Source organism: Pseudomonas sp. SORT22 (genome assembly GCF_018417635.1).
Lineage (GTDB): Bacteria > Pseudomonadota > Gammaproteobacteria > Pseudomonadales > Pseudomonadaceae > Aquipseudomonas.
Genome location: NZ_CP071007.1, coordinates 4,100,201 through 4,118,736, shown reverse-complemented (window position 1 = coordinate 4,118,736; position 18,536 = coordinate 4,100,201). Strand labels below are relative to the sequence as shown.

Genomic DNA, 18,536 nt, shown 5'->3' with positions numbered 1-18,536 from the left:
TTTGTATTATTGCATACTGCCATCATTCAGATCCGCTCAACCACGAGTCAGGGAACCCCCGCAGATGTCGCGGCCAGGTGTTGTGTTGGAAAACTACTATCGCGAACTGGTGAGTTTTCTCTGTGCCCGCCTGGGTAACCGGCAGGCGGCTGAAGACGTTGCCCACGATGCCTATATCCGCGTGCTCGAGCGCAGCGGTGAAGACGATATCGAGCATCCCCGGGCGTTTCTCTATCGCACCGCTCTGAATCTTGTGATCGATGGGCATCGACGTGGTTTGCTGCGCCAGTCCGAGCCGCTTGAAGTGCTCGACAGCGATGAGCGTTTCTTTACCCCCGCGCCATCCCAAAGCATGGACCTCAATCAGCGCCTGGACCTGATGCAGCGCGCCCTGGCCGAACTCAGTCAGCCTTGTCGCGAGAGTTTTCTGCTGCGCAAGCTCGACGGCCTTTCTCACCCGCAGATCGCCGAGCGCCTGGGCATCTCGCGCAGTGTGGTGGAGAAACATATTGTTAACGCCATGAAACACTGCCGGCTGCGCATGCGTCAGTGGGAATCGCAGTAACCGGCCAACGTCGAAAAAATGTGAAAATTCCGTCATGGCCTTGCTTGATTTATGGCGATTTCCCGACAACTATCAGTAAAGACCCTCTCTCTGGCGAAGTGCCCGCCAATAGCCTGCAATTGATGATCTGGCGCAGTATGGTCAAGGAACGTCTCTAACGCTCTCTGCCTTGGTCATGACGATGCCGAACAAATCGCTGCGGATCCTGATTGCCGACGAACACCCGATGCAGTTGCTGCAACTGGAACGGATGCTCAATGGCATGGGCTATTACCGCATAGCCCCGGTCGAGAGCTTCGAGGATCTGCAACGCCTGGTGCAGAGCGCACTGCAACCGTTCAACCTGCTGCTGGGCAACATCGACCTGGCCAGCCATGCCGGCGTTGATCTGGAACGGTTCTGCCGGGTCAATCCGCTGATCCAGCACGCCTTGCTGTACGAATCGCAACACTTGAAGATCCCCTCGATTCCCGACAACCAGCGCCGCGCGGTGAATGTCAGCCTGTCCAAGGTTCCGGACAACGAGACCATCCAGTCCTTCATGCATATCATTGACTCGCCGCAGGTGATCGGCCATTTGCCGGGCATCCCCGAGCGCACCGCCAGGCCGGCGTACAACCCACGGCGAATGGACCTGGCCCAAACCGCGTTTTGCCGCCAGTCCTGAAGCCGCGCTGGGTGTGGCCGGGTAGCTTTTGCTATCCTCTTGCGTTTGCCTTGGTGCGCCTGTCGTACCGGCACTCGATCACTTGCGGATACCCCTATGACGGCCACTGACCCTGCGCGCCCGCTGCAGCTATCGCGCAGCGACCACAAGACCCTGAGCCTGGCGGCCCTGGGCGGGGCGCTGGAGATCTACGACTTCATCATATTCGTGTTCTTCGCCCTGACCCTTAGCCAGTTGTTCTTCCCACCGCAGATGCCCGAATGGCTGCGTTTGCTGCAGAGCTTCGGGATTTTTGTAACCGGTTATCTGGCGCGGCCGCTGGGCGGCATCCTGATGGCCCATTTCGCCGACCACCTGGGGCGCAAACGGGTGTTCAGCCTGAGCATCCTGATGATGGCCTTGCCGTGCCTGCTGATCGGGGTGATGCCCACCTATGCCGATATTGGCTACGCAGCGCCGCTGATCCTGCTGGCCTTGCGCATCCTTCAGGGTGCCGCGGTAGGGGGCGAGGTGCCGAGCGCCTGGACCTTCGTCGCCGAGCACGCCCCGCCCGGGCGCCGCGGCTACGCCCTGGGTTTTTTGCAGGCAGGGCTGACCTTCGGTTACCTGCTCGGCGCCCTGACCGCCACGGCGCTGGCACAGCTGTTCAGCCCCCAGGAAATCCTCGATTACGCCTGGCGCTACCCGTTCCTGCTCGGCGGCGTATTCGGCGTGATCGGCGTCTGGCTGCGCCGCTGGTTGAGCGAGACACCAGTGTTCCTGGCCTTGCGCGAGCGCCGTGAGCAGCCGCCGGCTTTCCCCTTGCGCACCGTGTTGCGTGAGCATCGCCGGGCGCTGATACCGGCAGCGCTGCTCACCTGCGTGCTGACCTCGGCGGTGGTGGTGCTGGTGGTGATCACCCCGACGGTGATGCAGCAGCGCTTCGGCATGAGTGCCGGGCACACCTTCGCCTTGAGCAGCATGGGCATTGTTTTTCTCAATATCGGTTGTGTGCTGGCCGGCTTGCTGGTGGACCGTATCGGCGCCTGGCGGGCCTTGATGATCTACAGCCTGCTGCTGCCCTTGGGCATCGCCGGCCTTTACGCCAGCCTGGTGGCTGGCTGGGGCTGGACCGGGCTGGCCTATGCCATTGCTGGCCTGTCTTGTGGCGTGGTGGGGGTGGTGCCATCGGTGATGGTCGGCTTGTTCCCGGCGCAGATTCGCGTCTCGGGCATTTCCTTTACCTACAACATTGCCTACGCCCTGTGGGCGAGCACCACGCCATTGCTGCTGATCGCCCTGATGCCGTGGAGCCCATGGGTGTGCGTGGGCTTTTGCCTGGTCATGGGTGTGGTTGGCTTGCTTACGGCACTGTACTTTGGCGCACGTGAAGCGGTGCCCTTCGAAGATGAGGCGGTGCGCTGCTGAGTTCATCTGCTGTGACAATGGTTCCCTGCTGCCTGGGCGCTGATCGGGCAGACTCTAGAGCGGGGCAAATGGATTAACCTATTTGCCAAATTGAACCTATTAGGTTAGTTTGCTCATGGAGAAAGGCACGCCTCATTGCAGGCTTTCGACGGTCAGGGCGCTGGCGGGTCTACCTGAAACTGACGGTCATCGATGATGTGCTCATCGTGTCCTTCAAGGAGTTGTGAAAATGAAATGTCCAGCCTGTGGCGCGGCTGAGCTGGTCAGTGCCAGGCGCGATCTGCCGTACACCTACAAAGGTGAGACAACCCGGGTGACTGATGTTGCCGGGGATTACTGCCCTGCCTGCGCTGAGAGGGTGCTCAGTGATACAGAGTCGCGGCGTGTCAGTGCGGCGATGCTCGCTTTCAATCGGCAGGTCAATGCTGCGGCTGTCGACCCGCAATTTATTGCTGCCGTACGCAAGAAGCTGGCACTTGATCAGCGTGAAGCAGCGGAAATATTCGGCGGCGGGGTCAATGCATTCTCCCGTTACGAAAACGGCAAGACCAAGCCTCCCTTGGCCCTGGTCAAATTGCTCAAGCTACTTGATCGCCACCCTGAGTTGTTCGAAGAAGTCAGAACAGCCTGACACAGGCGATAAAAAAGCCCCCTGGCCACAACGGCGAGAGGGCTTTTTTAGTTGCCGGCAGACTTACATGTTCGGGTAAGTCGGGCCGCCGGCGCCTTCCGGGGTGACCCAGGTAATGTTCTGCGAAGGGTCCTTGATGTCACAGGTCTTGCAGTGCACGCAGTTCTGGGCGTTGATCTGGAAGCGCTTGCTGCCGTCTTCCTGGCTGACTACTTCGTACACGCCAGCCGGGCAGTAGCGCTGGGCCGGTTCGTCGTACAGCGGCAGGTTGGTGCCGATCGGGATGCTCGCGTCAGCCAGTTTCAGGTGGCACGGCTGCTCTTCTTCATGGTTGGTGCTGGAGAGGAATACCGAGCTCAGCTTGTCGAAGCTCAGCTTGCCATCCGGTTTTGGATAGTCGATTTTTTTCGAGTCGGCCGCCAGCTTCAGGCAGGCGTAGTCCGGCTTGGTGTCGTGCAGGGTGAACGGCAGTTTGCCACCGAACCAGTTCTGGTCGAGGTAGTTGAACGCCGCGCCGAGCATCGGGCCGAACTTGTGCATGGCCGGGCCGAAGTTACGGCTGGAGAACAGCTCGTCATACAGCCAGCTGGCTTTGAACGCTGTAACGTAGCTGTTGAGTTGATCGCCGCCTTCACCACCTGCCAGCAGGGCTTCGGCCACCGCATCGGCGGCGAGCATGCCGGATTTCATGGCGGTGTGGCTGCCCTTGATTTTGGCCACGTTCATGGTGCCCAGATCGCAACCGATCAGGGCGCCGCCGGCGAAGACCATTTTCGGCAGCGAGTTCAAACCACCTTTGGCCAGGGCGCGGGCGCCGTAGCTGATGCGCTTGCCGCCTTCGAGGTACTGGCTGATCACCGGGTGGTGTTTCAGGCGCTGGAATTCGTCAAACGGCGACAGGTAGGCGTTGGAGTAGGACAGGTCGACGATCAAACCTACGACTACCTGGTTGTTTTCCAGGTGATAGAGGAACGATCCACCGGTGTTTTCCTTGGCCATGACATCCAGCGGCCAGCCTGCGGTGTGCACAACCAGGCCTTGTTCGTGCTTGGCCGGATCGATTTCCCAGATTTCTTTCAAGCCGATGCCGTAATGCTGGACGTCGGACTCGCTGTCGAGGTTGAAACGCTTGATCAGCTGTTTGCCGATGTGGCCACGGCAGCCTTCGGCGAACAGCGTGTACTTGCCGCGCAGCTCCATGCCTGGGGTATACAGGCCTTCTTTCGGGTTGCCTTCACGGTCGACGCCGAGGTCGCCGGTGATAATCCCGCGGACCACGCCGTTTTCGTCGAACAGGGCTTCCTGGGCGGCGAAGCCCGGGTAGATCTCGACGCCCAGGTTCTCCGCCTGCTGGGCCAGCCAGCGGCACAGGTTACCCAGAGAGATGATGTAGTTGCCTTCGTTGTGCATGGTCTTGGGCACGAACAGGTCAGGGACCTTGATCGAGCTGCCGGCATCCTTGAGCACATAGATGTCGTCGCGTTTGACTTCGGTGTTGAGCGGGGCGCCTAGCTCTTTCCAGTCCGGGAACAGTTCGTTCAGGGCGCGAGGTTCGAACACCGCACCGGAGAGGATGTGGGCGCCGACTTCCGAGCCTTTCTCGACCACGCAGACGCTGATTTCGTTACCGGCTTCGGCGGCCTTCTGCTTCAGTCGGCAGGCGGCGGACAGGCCAGCCGGGCCAGCGCCGACAATGACCACGTCGAATTCCATGTATTCGCGTTCCACAGGTTCTCTCCTACTCAAGGCTCATCGGTTTTTCTTTGTTGGCGGGTGTCAGGCGGTCATTTTTCAGACGCTCGGGCTGTAGCTCGAGCGATGACGGACTACACCGCTTTCTCTTGGCCGCGCATTATATCTACACCACTCGCGGGGTCCAATACAAACGTTTGTTTGAATTTGCCGCAGGCCAGTAAAATCAAAGAAGCGCGGCTTGAAGCTGACCGGTTTGCCGTATTGACCGGATTGGGCGTTACGGTCAAGATACGAGCGGTTTTGCGCTCGCCGTAGGCTGACCGCAGGATGCAGGAGCACCCCTAAAAACCAGGCGAAAAGCAGGGCAGTTACGCCACAACCCGCTTTGTAGTGGAGTTTACACGCCACGACAAATAATGACCCACGGGTTTTGCAACTGACAGGCCGAAACGAGACCGCTGGGTCAGGGTTAAATTCGTCCACCTGTGATCGTTTTTAGAGGTGCCCTTGTACCCACGCGCAATCGCCGGGTTTGCCCCAGGCGACATTCTTTTCACCGGAGAGTAACGAGGAATCCATGAAGGTTCTTGTAGCTGTCAAACGAGTGGTCGACTATAACGTCAAGGTTCGCGTCAAGGCGGACAACTCCGGCGTCGACCTTGCTAACGTCAAGATGTCCATGAACCCCTTCTGCGAAATTGCCGTAGAAGAAGCCGTGCGCCTGAAAGAGAAGGGCGTTGCGAGCGAGATCGTCGTCGTTACCGTCGGCCCGGCCACTGCCCAGGAGCAACTGCGTACTGCCCTGGCACTGGGTGCCGACCGCGCCATCCTGGTCGAATCGGCTGAAGAGCTGACTTCGCTGGCTGTGGCCAAGCTGCTCAAGGCAGTGGTCGACAAAGAACAACCGCAGTTGGTGATCCTTGGCAAGCAAGCCATCGACAGCGACAACAACCAGACCGGCCAGATGCTGGCTGCACTGAGCGGTTACGCCCAGGGCACCTTCGCCTCCAAGGTCGAGGTTGCTGGCGACAAGGTCAACGTTACCCGCGAAATCGACGGCGGCCTGCAGACCGTTGCGCTGAACCTGCCAGCCATCGTCACCACCGACCTGCGCCTGAACGAGCCGCGCTACGCGTCGCTGCCGAACATCATGAAGGCCAAGAAGAAGCCGCTGGAGACCGTTACTCCAGACGCGCTGGGCGTTTCCACCGCCTCTACCAACAAGACCCTGAAAGTCGAAGCGCCGGCTGCCCGCAGCGCCGGTATCAAGGTCAAGTCGGTTGCTGAACTGGTCGAGAAACTGAAGAACGAGGCGAAGGTAATCTAAATGACTATCCTGGTTATCGCTGAACACGAAAACGGTGCCGTTGCCCCGGCCACCCTGAACACTGTTGCTGCTGCCGCCAAGATCGGTGGCGACATCCATGTGCTGGTCGCAGGCCAGAACGTCGGTGGCGTCGCTGAAGCCGCGGCCAAGATCGCTGGCGTTGCCAAGGTCCTGGTTGCCGACAACGCCGCCTACGCTCACCAGCTGCCAGAAAACGTCGCGCCGCTGGTAGCCGAGCTGGGCAAGGGCTACAGCCACGTGCTGGCTCCTGCCACCTCCAACGGCAAGAACATCCTGCCGCGCGTTGCCGCGCTGCTGGACGTCGACCAGATTTCCGAGATCATCTCGGTTGAATCGGCTGACACCTTCAAGCGTCCGATCTACGCCGGTAACGCCATTGCCACCGTGCAATCGAACGCTGCCGTCAAAGTCATCACCGTCCGTGCCACCGGCTTTGACGCCGTTGCCGCTGAAGGTGGTTCGGCTGCCGTTGAAGCTGTCGCTGCTGCCCACGACGCAGGCAAATCGGCCTTCGTTGGCGAAGAGCTGGCCAAGTCCGACCGCCCTGAGCTGACCGCTGCCAAGATTGTCGTTTCCGGCGGTCGTGGCATGCAGAACGGTGACAACTTCAAGCACCTGTACGCCCTGGCCGACAAGCTCGGCGCTGCCGTCGGTGCTTCGCGCGCTGCGGTCGACGCAGGTTTCGTACCCAACGACATGCAGGTCGGTCAGACCGGCAAGATCGTTGCACCACAGCTGTACATCGCCGTCGGTATTTCCGGCGCGATCCAGCATCTGGCCGGCATGAAAGACTCCAAAGTGATCGTTGCGATCAACAAGGACGAAGAAGCGCCGATCTTCCAGGTGGCCGACTACGGCCTGGTGGCTGACCTGTTCGAAGCCATCCCTGAGCTGGAGAAGCTGGTTTAATCCAGTCGCTTCACTTATAAAAGAGCCCGGTCCGTTCGGGCTGTGCAGGCCTGCCTTGCACAGCCCGGCAGATCGGGCTTTTTCATTCTGGCTAGAAAGTAGGGAGTGGTTGCATGGGATGGCGTGGCCAGATAAATACGGCGCTGGTGTTCGCTGCGGTGCTGATGCCGTTGCAAGCGTGGGCGGTGGGCAAGTGCGAGCGGCTGGTGGCCACCGGCAGCCCCGATGCGCCGCCGTACTCGTGGCGCGATCCGCAAGACCCCAAGCACCTGATGGGCGCCAACGTCGACCTGTTCAGGCAGGTAGCCAGCGAGCTGGGCCTGAAGGTTGAAGTCCTCGACAGCGGCAGCCGCAGCCAGGCACTGGAAGAGGTGCGCAGCGGTCGTGTCGATTTGCTGATCGATTCACCCTTCGCGGTGGCCGAGCTGACTACGGTCGACTTCGTCCATCCCTCGCTGCTGAGCAACGAATACGTGGTGTGGACTCGCCACGATTCGCCGCTGGTCTATAACACCCTGGCCGATTTGCACGAGCATCGCGGCAGCGTCTCGGAAAAAGCGCGCATGACCCCGGAATTTACTGCCTACGCCAAGAGCCAGTTGCAGCTGGCACCTTCGCAGAATCTGACCCAGGCCTTCCAGAAGTTGCTGCTCGGTCAGGTCGACTATGTGCTGGCCGGGCGCTACGCCGGGATGGCCATGGCTCAGGCCCTGGGCATGAACAACGAGCTGATTGCCCGCGGCTTGCCTCTGGATCGCCCGGGCCTGTACCTGGCGCTGTCGCATAATTCGGCATGCAATGACGCCTGGTTGCGCGGACAACTGGCAAAAAAGCTGACAGAATTGCCGGCCTCCGGCGTGTCCCAGGCGGTGCTGCAACGTAATGTCGAACGCTGGAAAGCGCAGATGCAGGCGCCGCTGGATGCCCCTAAACAGTAGGAAGATTGCGTGAGAACTCATCCATTATTCGCCGCTCTGGCACTGCTGGCCCTGGCCGGATGTGCCAATGACCCGGCCCCGAATGAACAGTTGCGCCTGTCCGAGCAGGCACTGGAGCAGGCCAAGGCGGTGGGTGCCACCGACGAAGTGGCAGAGCTGAAGCAGGCCGAAGAAAAACTGGCTCGGGCCCGAGTCAACATGACCAGCGAATCCTACCGTGACGCGCGCATGCGCGCCGAGCAGGCCGAGCTGGACGCGCGCCTGGCCGAGGCGCGGGTGCTGACGGTCAAGAGCAAGGAGCAGCTGGACTTGCTGCAATCGCGGGTCAATCGCCTGCGTAAACAGTTGGGGGAGCAGCGGTGAGTTCGATCAAACCATTGGCAGCACTGTTATTGGTCGGTGTGGTCGGCCTGCAGGGCTGCGCCAGCCAGCGCAGCGAGACGGCGCTGGACGAGGCCACGGCCAAGTTCCAGACGGTCAAGGACGATTCCAACGTTTTGCGCAGCGCGCCGCGTGACGTGATTCGTGCCGGTGAATCGCTGGCCCGTGCCGAGCGCCTGTCCAGTTATCTGGGGACCGGCGCCGATGTGCGCCATTACGCCTACCTGAGCCAGCGCTACAGCGATATTGCCCGCGAGCACAGCAATCTGGTGCTCAACCAGGAACGCCTGGCCAAGCTTGAGCTTGAGCGTCAGCGCCTGCAGCTGGCGTTGCGTGAGGCCAAGCTTGCCAGCGTGCAGCAGCAGGGCAAATGGCTGGAAGCGCAGATCGTCAGCCTGGCCACCGAGCAGAGCGACCGTGGCTTGGTGATGACCCTGGGCGACGTGCTGTTCGACACCGGGCATGCGGAGCTTAAAAACTCGGCCAGCCGCACGGTGCTCAAGCTGGTGCAGTTCCTCCAGCTCAACCCCAAGCGCATTATCCGTATCGAGGGTTATACCGACAGCACGGGCGCGCCTGAGGATAACCTCAAATTGTCCCGGGATCGGGCTCAGGCGGTAGCCGATATGCTGATCGACCTGGGTGTCGATGAAAAGCGCATCGAGGTCGAGGGCTATGGCGACCAGTATCCGGTCGAGGCCAATGCCTCGGAGCGGGGCAGGGCGCAGAACCGTCGGGTCGAGATCGTCTTTTCCGACGACAAGGGCAAGCTTGGCGCGGCGCGCTGAGTAATGGATGAAGAAACCCGGTGAGTGTTCCTCTCCGGGTTTTTTTATGGCTCTTCAGGGGCTTGGGTTGGGTTTTTGAAGCTGCGGGCTTATCCATGCGGTGCGGTGCGGTGCGGTGCGGTGCGGCTGCCGGCCCCTTCCGCCTTTACGGCGGCCTACTTTTCTCTTGGGAAAAGTAGGCAAAACCGCTTGCTCCTGCATACGGCCCTACGCTGCGCTTCGGGTCCCCTCGCTACGGCACCTTCCGGGGCATCGCGGCCTACGACTTGCTTCGCCAAGTCTACATCTCGCGTCTTCGGCTGACGCCGAAGGTGCTGCGCACCGCCCCTACAGGCACCTACGCTCAGCCTCCTGAAGTCGCGTTTCGCGGCGCCTGGAAATGCGTGCATGAACATCAAGATCAAGATCAAGATCAAGCAAGTTGGTACTCGTTTTGCCAGCGGGCTTGTCCCGCTCCTGGGTCAGCCTGGCTGCGCCAACATCTGCTTTCGCAGATACGCCAGTGCAGGCGCCGCCCGTAACTTCGCGACTTCAGGAGGCTGAGCGTAGGTGTCTGGAGGGGGTTGGTGCGTAGCACCCTTCGGCCCAGGCCGAAGTCGCGAGACGTAGACTTGGCGAAGCAAGTCGTAGGCCGCGATGCCCCTGGAAGGCACCGTAGCGAAGGAACCCGGAGCGCAGCGTAGGGCCGTATGCTGGAGCGAGCGGTTTTGGTTCCTTTTGCCAAGAACAACGGGGACCCGCCGTAAGGGCGGAAGGGGCCAGCAGCGGCGCCACACCGAATGGATAAGCTCGCAGCCTCAACATCCCCACCCTGGTTGTGACAAATGGCGCATCCCCGCCTCTGTCACACAACTGTATTGTCGACTATTCTGCAATCTGTCCCAGTACACTTCGCAACTGTTCCGGTATTCTTGGCCGAAAACAGCCGTACAAAAACAACTACATTGCCTGCGTGTCGAGAACTGATCATGACCAACCTGTTGCTCTACCAGCGCATCGCCCAGCAACTGGCCGAAGATATTCGCCGCGGTGTGTACCAGCCAGGTGAGCGGGTGCCGTCGGTGCGCAAGATGAGCTCGCAGCTCAATGTCAGCCATGCCACGGTGCTGCAGGCCTATGCCAATCTCGAAGACCAGGGCTTGATTCGCGCGCGGCCGCAGTCCGGCTATTACGTGCACCAGACGCCTGCGTTAACCGCACAGACGCCGGATATCGCCCGGGTCGAGCGCCCGGGGCTGGTCACGCGCAGCAGTATCATTCAGCAGGTATTGACCGAAGCCCGGCGCGACGGGGTGTTTCCCTTTGGCGCGGCGGTGCCGCATGTCGACTATTTGCCGGTGCGCGCGTTGCACCAGCAATTGGCCAAGGTCACCCGCTTTCATAGCCCGCGGGCGTTCAGCTACATGTTCAGCCCGGGTTTCGAGCCGTTGCGCCGGCAGATCGCCATTCGCATGCGCGATGCCGGCGTGGTGGTCGACCCCAGCGAAGTGGTGGTCACCCATGGCTGCGTCGATGCCCTGCAGATGTCGTTGCGGGTGCTGACCCGGCCGGGCGACCTGATCGCCGCCGAATCACCGACCTACTACGGTTTGCTGCAACTGGCCGACCTGCTTGGCCTGAAAGTCATCGAGATCCCCAGCGATCCATCCACCGGCATCAGCCTCGAAGCGTTGCAGTTGGCGGCCAACCAGTGGTCGATCAAGGCCCTGGTGCTGACCGCGCGCCTGAGCAATCCGCTGGGCGGCACCATTCCGGAAGATCGCCAGAAGCAGCTGTTGCGCCTGGCGTCGGATTTCGACATCCAGATCATCGAAGACGATATCTATGGCGAGTTGATGTTCGAGCAGGGCAAGACCAAGGCGCTCAAGGCCTTCGACCGGCTCGGGCGGGTGATCTATTGCTCAAGCTTTTCCAAGACCTTGTCGCCCGGTGTGCGTATCGGCTGGATGGTTGCCGGCAAGTACCAGGCGGAAATCCAGCGCTTGCAGACCTTTACCACCCACTCGGCCTGCAGCGTGACGCAGATGGGGGTGGCTTCCTATCTGGAGAACGGTGGTTACGACCGTCATTTGCGCTACATCCGCCAGGAATATCGGAAAAATCTCAGCGCCTACCAGCTGGCGGTGCAACAGCATTTCCCGGAAGGTACGCAGATGACCCGGCCCACCGGCGGTTTCATTCTCTGGGTGAGCCTGCCGGGCCGGGTCAATACCCAGGAATTGCACGTGCGTGCGCTGCAGCAGGGCATCAGTATCGCCCCAGGGTTGATCTTCAGTAACACCGAGCAATTCAACCACTGCATTCGTCTGAACTGCGGCATCCCGTGGAATCGTGAGGCGGAGCGGGCGGTGATGACCCTGGGCATGCTCGCCAGCCAGTTGTGCCAGGAATCGGCCTCGGGCGCTTTTTTCTAGACTTGCCAGTCGTGTCAGGAACGGGGAGCATAAGCATTTTTAGGGATAATCGTCGGTGCCTATGAAAGCGTTGCGTTGTATCGGGCTGTCCCTGTGTTTGCTCGGTGGCTTGGCTTGCACCTGGGCAGCAGTGGCCGAAACCGCACCGGCCGGCAAAACCTCCACTAGCAAAAGCGCCAAGCCTGCAGCCAAGCCAAAGCAGGCAAAAGCGCCGCCGGTGCGTAAAAAGGCAAGCACCAAAGCCACCCAGCGCAGCGTACGCAAAAATGCCAAGGCGGCGCCCGCGCCATTGTCCAAGACCAAGCTCGACCTGAGCCTGCCCTCGGGCATGGTCAAGGAGCTCAAGCCCGATACCCAGGAGCAGGCACCTTTGCCCAAGCCATTGCTGCCCTACCTGTTTGGTGAGAAACCGCCTTCCGACAGCCCGTTTCAGCTCAATGGCCGGCTGATCAGCAACGAAATGCAGCTGCAACTGCGTAACGACAGTCGCAAGGATGTCGAAGGCGCGGCGATTGAGTTCGAGTTCAAGCAGTAGGGCGAAACTGACTGTCCAGTCACCCCTTTGGGGTTGATATTTCATCCTGCGAGCAATTTCAAACGCCTGTTTAAGCGGTTACTATCCGGATTCATTCATCATTTGTTACTCCGAGGATTCTGTTGTCATGAACTGCCGTGAAGGTTGTGGCGCCTGCTGCATTGCGCCCTCCATCAGCTCGCCGATACCGGGGATGCCCAAGGGCAAGCCCGCCGGTGAGCGCTGCCTGCACTTGTCGGTTGCCAACCTCTGCGGCTTGTTCGGCAAGCCCGAGCGCCCGCCGGTGTGTGGTGGTTTCAAGGCAGAGGCCGAGATCTGCGGCAACGACCGCGACGAGGCGATCAGGATCCTGGGGTGGCTGGAGCAAATGACGGCAGCTTGAAACGCGGATCTTCGACAATAAGGAACAAAAGCATGGGATCGTTTAAGCACATGGCACTGGTGTTGGGTCTGGGAGCGGCGCTGGTGCCCCTGGCGCATGCCGAGGACTGGAAGCAGGCCAAGAAAGAAGACGGAATCAAGATCGATCTCAGTGAGGTTGCCGGTTCCGACTACAAGGCCTATCGCGGCGTTACCTTTATCAAGGCGCCACTGGCCAAGGTCAGGGCCCTGCAGGAAGACGTTGCCGGGGCCTGCGCCTGGATTCATGAGTGCAAGACGCAAAAGCTGCTGAAAACCGAAGGTGACCAGAGCTGGACCTACACTCAATTTAATACCCCGTGGCCGGTCACTGCGCGTGATTCGGTCATGCATGTCACCACTACCGTAGCGGCTGATGGCAGCCTGATCCGCAAGCTTCAAGGCGTGCCCACGTACCTGCCGGAAGAGAAGGGCTTCGTGCGGGTGGCCAAGGTTGATGGGTTCTGGAAGCTGCAGCCAAAAGACGGCGGCACCGAAGTGACTTACCAGGTGCACACCGAGCCGGGCGGCAGCGTGCCGTCGATGGTGGCGAACAAGTTTGTGGTCGATGCGCCGTTCAATACCTTGAAGGCGTTGAAAGAGCTGGCCGAGAAGCCGTAAGTACAGTTGCATCAGTTGGCGGGCTTGAGGCAACTGTTGGGCAATCGCGGGGCAAGCCCGCTCCCACAGCACTGCAGCCCGCGATGAGCGCAATAAAAAAGGCTGCCCGAGGGCAGCCTTTTTTCGTGTTCGGCCCAAAGGCTTACTTGCGGTCTTCCAGTTTGACGATGTCGCGCGACTCGTAGCCGGTGTACAGCTGGCGAGGGCGGCCGATCTTGTACGGGCTGGAGAGCATTTCTTTCCAGTGCGAGATCCAGCCGACGGTCCGCGCCAGGGCGAAGATCACGGTGAACATGCTGGTTGGAATGCCGATCGCCTTGAGGATGATCCCCGAGTAGAAGTCGACGTTCGGGTACAGCGAGCGCTCGATGAAGTAAGGATCGGTGAGGGCGATCTCTTCCAGGCGCATGGCCAGTTCCAGCTGCGGGTCGTTCTTGATGCCCAGCTCGCGCAGGACTTCGTCGCAGGTCTGTTTCATCACGGTGGCGCGCGGGTCGCGGTTTTTGTAAACGCGGTGACCGAAGCCCATCAGCTTGAACGGATCGTTCTTGTCCTTGGCCTTGGCGATGAATTTGTCGATGTTCGAGACATCGCCGATTTCATCGAGCATGGTCAGTACCGCTTCGTTGGCGCCGCCGTGGGCAGGGCCCCACAGTGCAGCGATGCCGGCAGCGATACAGGCGAACGGGTTGGCACCCGAAGAGCCGGCCAGACGGACGGTGGAGGTCGATGCGTTCTGCTCGTGGTCGGCGTGGAGGATGAAGATCCGGTCCATTGCCTTGGCCAGCACCGGGCTGATCGGTTTGATCTCGCACGGGGTGTTGAACATCATGTGCAGGAAGTTTTCCGCGTACGACAGGTCATTGCGCGGATACATCATGGGCTGGCCCATGGAGTACTTGTACACCATCGCTGCCAGGGTCGGCATCTTGGCGACCAGGCGGACCGCGGAGATTTCGCGGTGCTGCGGGTTATTGATGTCCAGCGAGTCATGGTAGAACGCCGACAGGGCGCCAACCACGCCGCACATGACAGCCATCGGGTGGGCGTCGCGGCGGAAGCCGTTGAAGAAGGACTTCAACTGCTCGTGAACCATGGTGTGGTTCTTCACGGTGCTGACGAACTGAGCCTTCTGCTCGGCATTCGGCAGTTCGCCGTTGAGCAGCAGGTAGCAAGTCTCGAGGTAGTCGGATTTTTCGGCCAACTGCTCGATCGGATAGCCGCGGTGCAGCAGGATACCCTTGTCGCCGTCGATATAAGTGATCTTCGACTCGCAGGATGCGGTCGCCATGAAACCAGGGTCGAAAGTGAAGTGACCCGTGGCCCCCAACCCTCTAACGTCGATAACATCGGGACCAACGGTGCCGGTTAAAATGGGCAGCTCGACGGGGGCTGCGCCCTCGATGACCAACTGCGCTTTTTTGTCAGCCATGTGGCCTCCTATTAATGCTTGAAATCATCAGACAGACCCCCCACGCAGGGCCCGCACCACTATAGTGAGATAAATTCGAATGTCAATTTGCCTAAAGCACGGTTGTAAAGGGCTTTGGGCGCTGTTTTTCCTCGAAATTACCGCCCGTTTACGCCTTTTGTTCGCTAAAGGCAATGCGCTATTTGGGCTAGGTGTCTGCGTTGTCATTAGTAGCCTAACTGTCTATAATCGGCCCCCGACCGCCAGGGGCTTGCAAGCCCGTGTTGCTGGGGTCGTCACTCCCTGGGTGGTGGGTACCTGACCAGTACACTTACCAACAACTTTGCCCTGCTTGCTAGGGGCTCTTCAGTGTGAAAAAAGCCGTGAAAAGCCAACGACCTGTAAACCTAGACCTAAGGACCATCAAACTCCCCATTACCGGCGTTACGTCATTTCTTCACCGTGTTTCCGGCATCATCCTCTTCCTCGGCCTTGGCTTCATGCTTTATGCATTGGGCAAATCCCTGGGTTCGGAGGAAGGTTTCGCCGAGGTGAAGGCATGCTTGACCAGTCCGCTGGCCAAGTTCGTGGCATGGGGCCTCCTGTCCGCCTTGCTGTATCACTTGGTAGCCGGTGTGCGCCACTTGATCATGGACATGGGCATCGGTGAAACGCTGGAAGGCGGCCGACTGGGCTCGAAAATTATCATCGCCGTTTCCGTGGTGGTGATTGTGCTGGCAGGAGTTTGGATATGGTAACCAACGTCACGAACCTCTCGCGTTCGGGCCTCTATGACTGGATGGCGCAGCGCGTTTCTGCGGTCGTTCTCGCGGCTTATTTCATTTTCCTGATCGGATACCTGGTCGCGCACCCGGGCATCGAGTTTGCCCAGTGGCACGCTCTGTTCTCCAACAACGCGATGCGTATTTTCAGTCTGCTGGCCCTTGTGGCCCTGGGCGCTCACGCCTGGGTCGGCATGTGGACCATTGCCACCGACTACCTGACGCCGATGGCGCTGGGCAAGTCGGCGACTGCCGTACGTTTCCTGTTCCAGGCGGTATGTGGTGTCGCGATGTTCGCGTACTTCGTCTGGGGTGTGCAGATTCTCTGGGGTATCTGATTCATGGCTAACATTCCTACGATTTCATTCGACGCCATCATCATTGGTGGCGGCGGTGCCGGCATGCGCGCAGCGCTGCAGCTGGCTCAGGGCGGTCACAAGACTGCCGTGATCACCAAGGTCTTCCCGACCCGTTCGCACACTGTATCGGCCCAGGGTGGCATCACCTGCGCCATCGCTTCGGCCGACCCGAACGATGACTGGCGCTGGCACATGTACGATACCGTCAAGGGTTCCGACTATATCGGTGACCAGGACGCTATCGAATACATGTGTCAGGAAGGTCCTGCTGCCGTGTTCGAGCTGGACCACATGGGTCTGCCGTTCTCGCGTACCGAGCAAGGCCGTATCTACCAGCGCCCGTTCGGCGGTCAGTCCAAGGACTTCGGTAAAGGTGGCCAGGCCGCCCGTACCTGCGCCGCTTCCGACCGTACCGGTCACGCGCTGCTGCACACCCTGTACCAGGGCAACCTGAAAGCAGGCACCACCTTCCTCAACGAGTACTACGCCGTTGACCTGGTGAAGAACCAGGAAGGTGCGTTCGTCGGTGTGATCGCCATCTGCATCGAAACCGGCGAAACCCTGTACATCAAAGCCAAGGCCACTGTTCTGGCCACCGGCGGTGCAGGCCGTATCTACTCCTCCACCACCAACGCCCTGATCAATACCGGTGACGGTATCGGCATGGCCCTGCGTGCAGGCGTTCCGGTGCAGGACATCGAGATGTGGCAGTTCCACCCGACCGGCATCGCCGGCGCTGGTGTACTGGTCACCGAAGGTTGCCGCGGTGAAGGCGGTTACCTGATCAACAAGCATGGCGAGCGTTTCATGGAACGTTATGCGCCTAACGCCAAAGACCTCGCCGGTCGTGACGTTGTGGCCCGTTCCATGGTTAAAGAGATCATCGCCGGCAACGGCTGTGGCCCTAACGGCGACCACGTGATGCTCAAGCTTGACCACCTGGGTGAAGAAGTACTGCACAGCCGCCTGCCAGGCATCTGCGAGCTGTCCAAGACCTTTGCCCACGTTGACCCTGTGGTCGCGCCGGTTCCTGTTGTGCCAACCTGCCACTACATGATGGGCGGCGTTGCCACCAACATCCATGGCCAGGCCATGACCCAGGACGCCGATGGCGTCGACCACATCATCCCGGGCCTGTTCGCGGTCGGTGAAGTGGCGTGCGTATCGGTTCACGGTGCCAACCGCCTGGGCGGCAACTCGCTGCTCGACCTGGTGGTCTTCGGTCGCGCCGCCGGCCTGCACCTGGAAAAAGCACTGAGCGACGGTATCGAATACCTCGACGCCAGCGACACCGACATCGATGTTGCCCTGAGCCGTCTGAACAAGCTCAACGAGCGCAACACCGGCGAAGACGTGGCTACCCTGCGTCGCGAACTGCAAAGCTGCATGCAGAACTACTTCGGTGTATTCCGTACCGGCGAATACATGCAGAAGGGTATCGAGCAACTGGCTGGCCTGCGCGAGCGTATCGCCAACGTCAAGATCAACGACAAGTCCCAGGCCTTCAACACCGCGCGTATCGAAGCGCTGGAGCTGCAGAACCTGCTGGAAGTCGCTGAAGCCACTGCCATCGCTGCAGAAGTCCGTAAAGAGTCCCGCGGCGCTCACGCCCGTGAAGACTTCGAAGACCGTGACGACGAAAACTGGCTGTGCCACACCCTGTACTTCCCGGGTGAGAAGCGCGTCGCCAAGCGCGCCGTCAACTTCGCGCCGAAAACCGTTCCGGCGTTCGAGCCTAAAGTCCGGACTTACTAAGGGTGGCCACAATGTTGCAAGTCGAAGTTTATCGTTACAACCCCGATACCGACTCGGCACCCAAGATGCAGGTGTTCCAGGTCGATACCGGCGGCAAGGACCTGATGGTTCTCGATGTCTTGGCACTGATCAAGGAACAGGACGAAGGTTTCTCGTATCGTCGTTCCTGCCGTGAAGGTGTTTGCGGTTCCGATGGCATGAACATCAACGGCAAGAACGGCCTGGCCTGCATCACGCCGCTGTCGGCCGTGGTCAAGCGCAACAAGCTGATCGTTCGCCCGTTGCCTGGATTGCCGGTCATTCGTGACCTGGTCGTCGATATGAGCATCTTCTACAAACAGTACGAGAAGGTGAAGCCATTCCTGCAGAACGATACGCCGGCTCCGGCCATCGAGCGTCTGCAGTCGCCGGAAGAACGCGAAAAGCTGGACGGCCTGTACGAGTGCATCCTGTGCGCTTGCTGCTCGACTTCCTGCCCGTCGTTCTGGTGGAACCCGGACAAGTTCCTCGGTCCAGCTGCACTGCTGCAGGCCTATCGTTTCCTGGCCGACAGCCGTGACACCAAGACCCAGGAGCGTCTGGCTTCGCTGGATGACCCGTTCAGCGTGTTTCGTTGCCGCGGCATCATGAACTGCGTAAACGTTTGCCCTAAAGGTCTGAACCCGACCAAGGCCATCGGTCACGTACGTAACATGCTGCTGCAAAGCGGTACCTGATTTTAAAAGTGTTGTACCCGTAGTACGCCAAGGTGCGGGCCCTTGCCCGCACCAAGGTGAAACCCGAGCTAGGGCCCACAAAGCCCAAGCTTTTACCTATGAAGATATGAGACCAGCAGGGGCTTCCGGGCTGGTACCCGGAAAATCTGTAGGATCCTTGGTGGCTTGGTTGGGTCGCTGCATTAGGACTTTTCCAGGCGTGCTGTGGCTCTTGC

General features: G+C 60.0%; 20 protein-coding genes. 18 read left to right on the top strand and 2 right to left on the bottom strand.

The window, feature by feature from the left end:
- Positions 1–85: 85 nt before the first annotated feature.
- The 4 genes from JYG36_RS18830 to JYG36_RS18815 all read left to right on the top strand — a co-directional run bounded on the left by JYG36_RS18830 (position 86) and on the right by JYG36_RS18815 (position 3,270).
- The gene (locus JYG36_RS18830) at positions 86–565 is read left to right on the top strand and encodes a sigma-70 family RNA polymerase sigma factor (RefSeq protein WP_045200511.1); all 480 of its coding nucleotides are present in this window, start codon (positions 86–88) and stop codon (positions 563–565) included.
- A 181-nt stretch (positions 566–746) separates the two neighbouring features.
- Complete coding sequence (locus JYG36_RS18825) at positions 747–1,232, top strand: hypothetical protein (protein ID WP_045200513.1); 486 nt, start codon at positions 747–749, stop codon at positions 1,230–1,232.
- A gap of 96 nt (positions 1,233–1,328) precedes the next feature.
- Positions 1,329–2,639 (top strand): MFS transporter, encoded by a 1,311-nt coding sequence (locus tag JYG36_RS18820; protein WP_093385367.1) that lies wholly within the window; start codon positions 1,329–1,331, stop codon positions 2,637–2,639.
- 229 nt (positions 2,640–2,868) lie between these two features.
- The gene (locus JYG36_RS18815) at positions 2,869–3,270 is read left to right on the top strand and encodes a type II TA system antitoxin MqsA family protein (RefSeq protein WP_045200518.1); all 402 of its coding nucleotides are present in this window, start codon (positions 2,869–2,871) and stop codon (positions 3,268–3,270) included.
- Between the two features lie 63 nt (positions 3,271–3,333).
- Here the strand turns inward: JYG36_RS18815 and JYG36_RS18810 are convergent, their stop codons facing one another.
- A complete protein-coding gene (locus JYG36_RS18810) occupies positions 3,334–4,998 on the bottom strand; it encodes an electron transfer flavoprotein-ubiquinone oxidoreductase (protein ID WP_045200520.1) in 1,665 nt (554 codons plus the stop codon).
- Positions 4,999–5,542: 544 nt separating this feature from the next.
- Here JYG36_RS18810 and JYG36_RS18805 point away from each other — a divergent pair.
- From JYG36_RS18805 to JYG36_RS18760, 10 genes are all read left to right on the top strand, one after another.
- Positions 5,543–6,292, top strand: a complete 750-nt coding sequence (locus JYG36_RS18805) for an electron transfer flavoprotein subunit beta/FixA family protein (RefSeq protein WP_010224703.1) — start codon at positions 5,543–5,545, stop codon at positions 6,290–6,292.
- Positions 6,293–7,222 carry an electron transfer flavoprotein subunit alpha/FixB family protein gene (locus JYG36_RS18800; RefSeq protein WP_045200521.1) on the top strand — a complete coding sequence of 310 codons (930 nt, stop codon included), beginning with the start codon at positions 6,293–6,295 and terminating at the stop codon, positions 7,220–7,222.
- Between the two features lie 113 nt (positions 7,223–7,335).
- Positions 7,336–8,160, top strand: a complete 825-nt coding sequence (locus tag JYG36_RS18795; protein WP_093385362.1) for a substrate-binding periplasmic protein — start codon at positions 7,336–7,338, stop codon at positions 8,158–8,160.
- 9 nt (positions 8,161–8,169) lie between these two features.
- Positions 8,170–8,523 carry a DUF4398 domain-containing protein gene (locus JYG36_RS18790; protein WP_045200525.1) on the top strand — a complete coding sequence of 118 codons (354 nt, stop codon included), beginning with the start codon at positions 8,170–8,172 and terminating at the stop codon, positions 8,521–8,523.
- Positions 8,520–9,329, top strand: a complete 810-nt coding sequence (locus JYG36_RS18785; RefSeq protein ID WP_045200527.1) for an OmpA family protein — start codon at positions 8,520–8,522, stop codon at positions 9,327–9,329. Before JYG36_RS18790 ends, JYG36_RS18785 begins: the two co-directional genes overlap by 4 nt.
- Before the next feature lie 387 nt (positions 9,330–9,716).
- Positions 9,717–9,872 carry a hypothetical protein gene (locus JYG36_RS18780; RefSeq protein WP_213602005.1) on the top strand — a complete coding sequence of 52 codons (156 nt, stop codon included), beginning with the start codon at positions 9,717–9,719 and terminating at the stop codon, positions 9,870–9,872.
- Positions 9,873–10,297: 425 nt separating this feature from the next.
- The gene (locus tag JYG36_RS18775; protein WP_123568214.1) at positions 10,298–11,743 is read left to right on the top strand and encodes an aminotransferase-like domain-containing protein; all 1,446 of its coding nucleotides are present in this window, start codon (positions 10,298–10,300) and stop codon (positions 11,741–11,743) included.
- Between the two features lie 217 nt (positions 11,744–11,960).
- Positions 11,961–12,278, top strand: a complete 318-nt coding sequence (locus tag JYG36_RS18770; protein ID WP_309475569.1) for a translation initiation factor 2 — start codon at positions 11,961–11,963, stop codon at positions 12,276–12,278.
- A 127-nt stretch (positions 12,279–12,405) separates the two neighbouring features.
- A complete protein-coding gene (locus JYG36_RS18765; RefSeq protein ID WP_045200534.1) occupies positions 12,406–12,660 on the top strand; it encodes a YkgJ family cysteine cluster protein in 255 nt (84 codons plus the stop codon).
- A 32-nt stretch (positions 12,661–12,692) separates the two neighbouring features.
- Positions 12,693–13,298 (top strand): START domain-containing protein, encoded by a 606-nt coding sequence (locus JYG36_RS18760; protein WP_213602003.1) that lies wholly within the window; start codon positions 12,693–12,695, stop codon positions 13,296–13,298.
- A gap of 142 nt (positions 13,299–13,440) precedes the next feature.
- Here JYG36_RS18760 and gltA read toward each other — a convergent pair whose 3' ends face one another.
- The gene (gene gltA / locus JYG36_RS18755) at positions 13,441–14,730 is read right to left on the bottom strand and encodes a citrate synthase (protein WP_010224685.1); all 1,290 of its coding nucleotides are present in this window, start codon (positions 14,728–14,730) and stop codon (positions 13,441–13,443) included.
- A gap of 350 nt (positions 14,731–15,080) precedes the next feature.
- Here gltA and sdhC point away from each other — a divergent pair, with 350 nt between their 5' ends.
- The 4 genes from sdhC to JYG36_RS18735 are packed head-to-tail and all read left to right on the top strand — an operon-like array spanning position 15,081 to position 18,321.
- The gene (sdhC, locus tag JYG36_RS18750; RefSeq protein ID WP_174242293.1) at positions 15,081–15,467 is read left to right on the top strand and encodes a succinate dehydrogenase, cytochrome b556 subunit; all 387 of its coding nucleotides are present in this window, start codon (positions 15,081–15,083) and stop codon (positions 15,465–15,467) included.
- Positions 15,461–15,829, top strand: coding sequence for a succinate dehydrogenase, hydrophobic membrane anchor protein (sdhD, locus tag JYG36_RS18745; protein WP_028945358.1), 369 nt, complete (start codon positions 15,461–15,463; stop codon positions 15,827–15,829). The genes sdhC and sdhD overlap by 7 nt, the downstream gene beginning before the upstream one ends.
- 3 nt (positions 15,830–15,832) lie before the next feature.
- Complete coding sequence (gene sdhA / locus JYG36_RS18740; RefSeq protein WP_045200538.1) at positions 15,833–17,605, top strand: succinate dehydrogenase flavoprotein subunit; 1,773 nt, start codon at positions 15,833–15,835, stop codon at positions 17,603–17,605.
- An 11-nt stretch (positions 17,606–17,616) separates the two neighbouring features.
- Positions 17,617–18,321 (top strand): succinate dehydrogenase iron-sulfur subunit, encoded by a 705-nt coding sequence (locus JYG36_RS18735; protein ID WP_010224678.1) that lies wholly within the window; start codon positions 17,617–17,619, stop codon positions 18,319–18,321.
- Positions 18,322–18,536 lie beyond the last annotated feature (215 nt).

What these genes read in the sequence shown, in the direction of transcription:
- JYG36_RS18825 (WP_045200513.1), top strand. Translation starts at nt 747, where the DNA reads ATGCCGAACAAATCGCTGCGGATCCTGATTGCCGACGAACACCCGATG.
- JYG36_RS18820 (WP_093385367.1), top strand. Translation starts at nt 1,329, where the DNA reads ATGACGGCCACTGACCCTGCGCGCCCGCTGCAGCTATCGCGCAGCGAC.
- JYG36_RS18815 (WP_045200518.1), top strand. Translation starts at nt 2,869, where the DNA reads ATGAAATGTCCAGCCTGTGGCGCGGCTGAGCTGGTCAGTGCCAGGCGC.
- JYG36_RS18805 (WP_010224703.1), top strand. Translation starts at nt 5,543, where the DNA reads ATGAAGGTTCTTGTAGCTGTCAAACGAGTGGTCGACTATAACGTCAAG.
- JYG36_RS18800 (WP_045200521.1), top strand. Translation starts at nt 6,293, where the DNA reads ATGACTATCCTGGTTATCGCTGAACACGAAAACGGTGCCGTTGCCCCG.
- JYG36_RS18795 (WP_093385362.1), top strand. Translation starts at nt 7,336, where the DNA reads ATGGGATGGCGTGGCCAGATAAATACGGCGCTGGTGTTCGCTGCGGTG.
- JYG36_RS18780 (WP_213602005.1), top strand. Translation starts at nt 9,717, where the DNA reads ATGAACATCAAGATCAAGATCAAGATCAAGCAAGTTGGTACTCGTTTT.
- JYG36_RS18775 (WP_123568214.1), top strand. Translation starts at nt 10,298, where the DNA reads ATGACCAACCTGTTGCTCTACCAGCGCATCGCCCAGCAACTGGCCGAA.
- JYG36_RS18765 (WP_045200534.1), top strand. Translation starts at nt 12,406, where the DNA reads ATGAACTGCCGTGAAGGTTGTGGCGCCTGCTGCATTGCGCCCTCCATC.
- JYG36_RS18760 (WP_213602003.1), top strand. Translation starts at nt 12,693, where the DNA reads ATGGGATCGTTTAAGCACATGGCACTGGTGTTGGGTCTGGGAGCGGCG.
- gltA (WP_010224685.1), bottom strand. Translation starts at nt 14,730, where the DNA reads ATGGCTGACAAAAAAGCGCAGTTGGTCATCGAGGGCGCAGCCCCCGTC.
- sdhD (WP_028945358.1), top strand. Translation starts at nt 15,461, where the DNA reads ATGGTAACCAACGTCACGAACCTCTCGCGTTCGGGCCTCTATGACTGG.
- sdhA (WP_045200538.1), top strand. Translation starts at nt 15,833, where the DNA reads ATGGCTAACATTCCTACGATTTCATTCGACGCCATCATCATTGGTGGC.
- JYG36_RS18735 (WP_010224678.1), top strand. Translation starts at nt 17,617, where the DNA reads ATGTTGCAAGTCGAAGTTTATCGTTACAACCCCGATACCGACTCGGCA.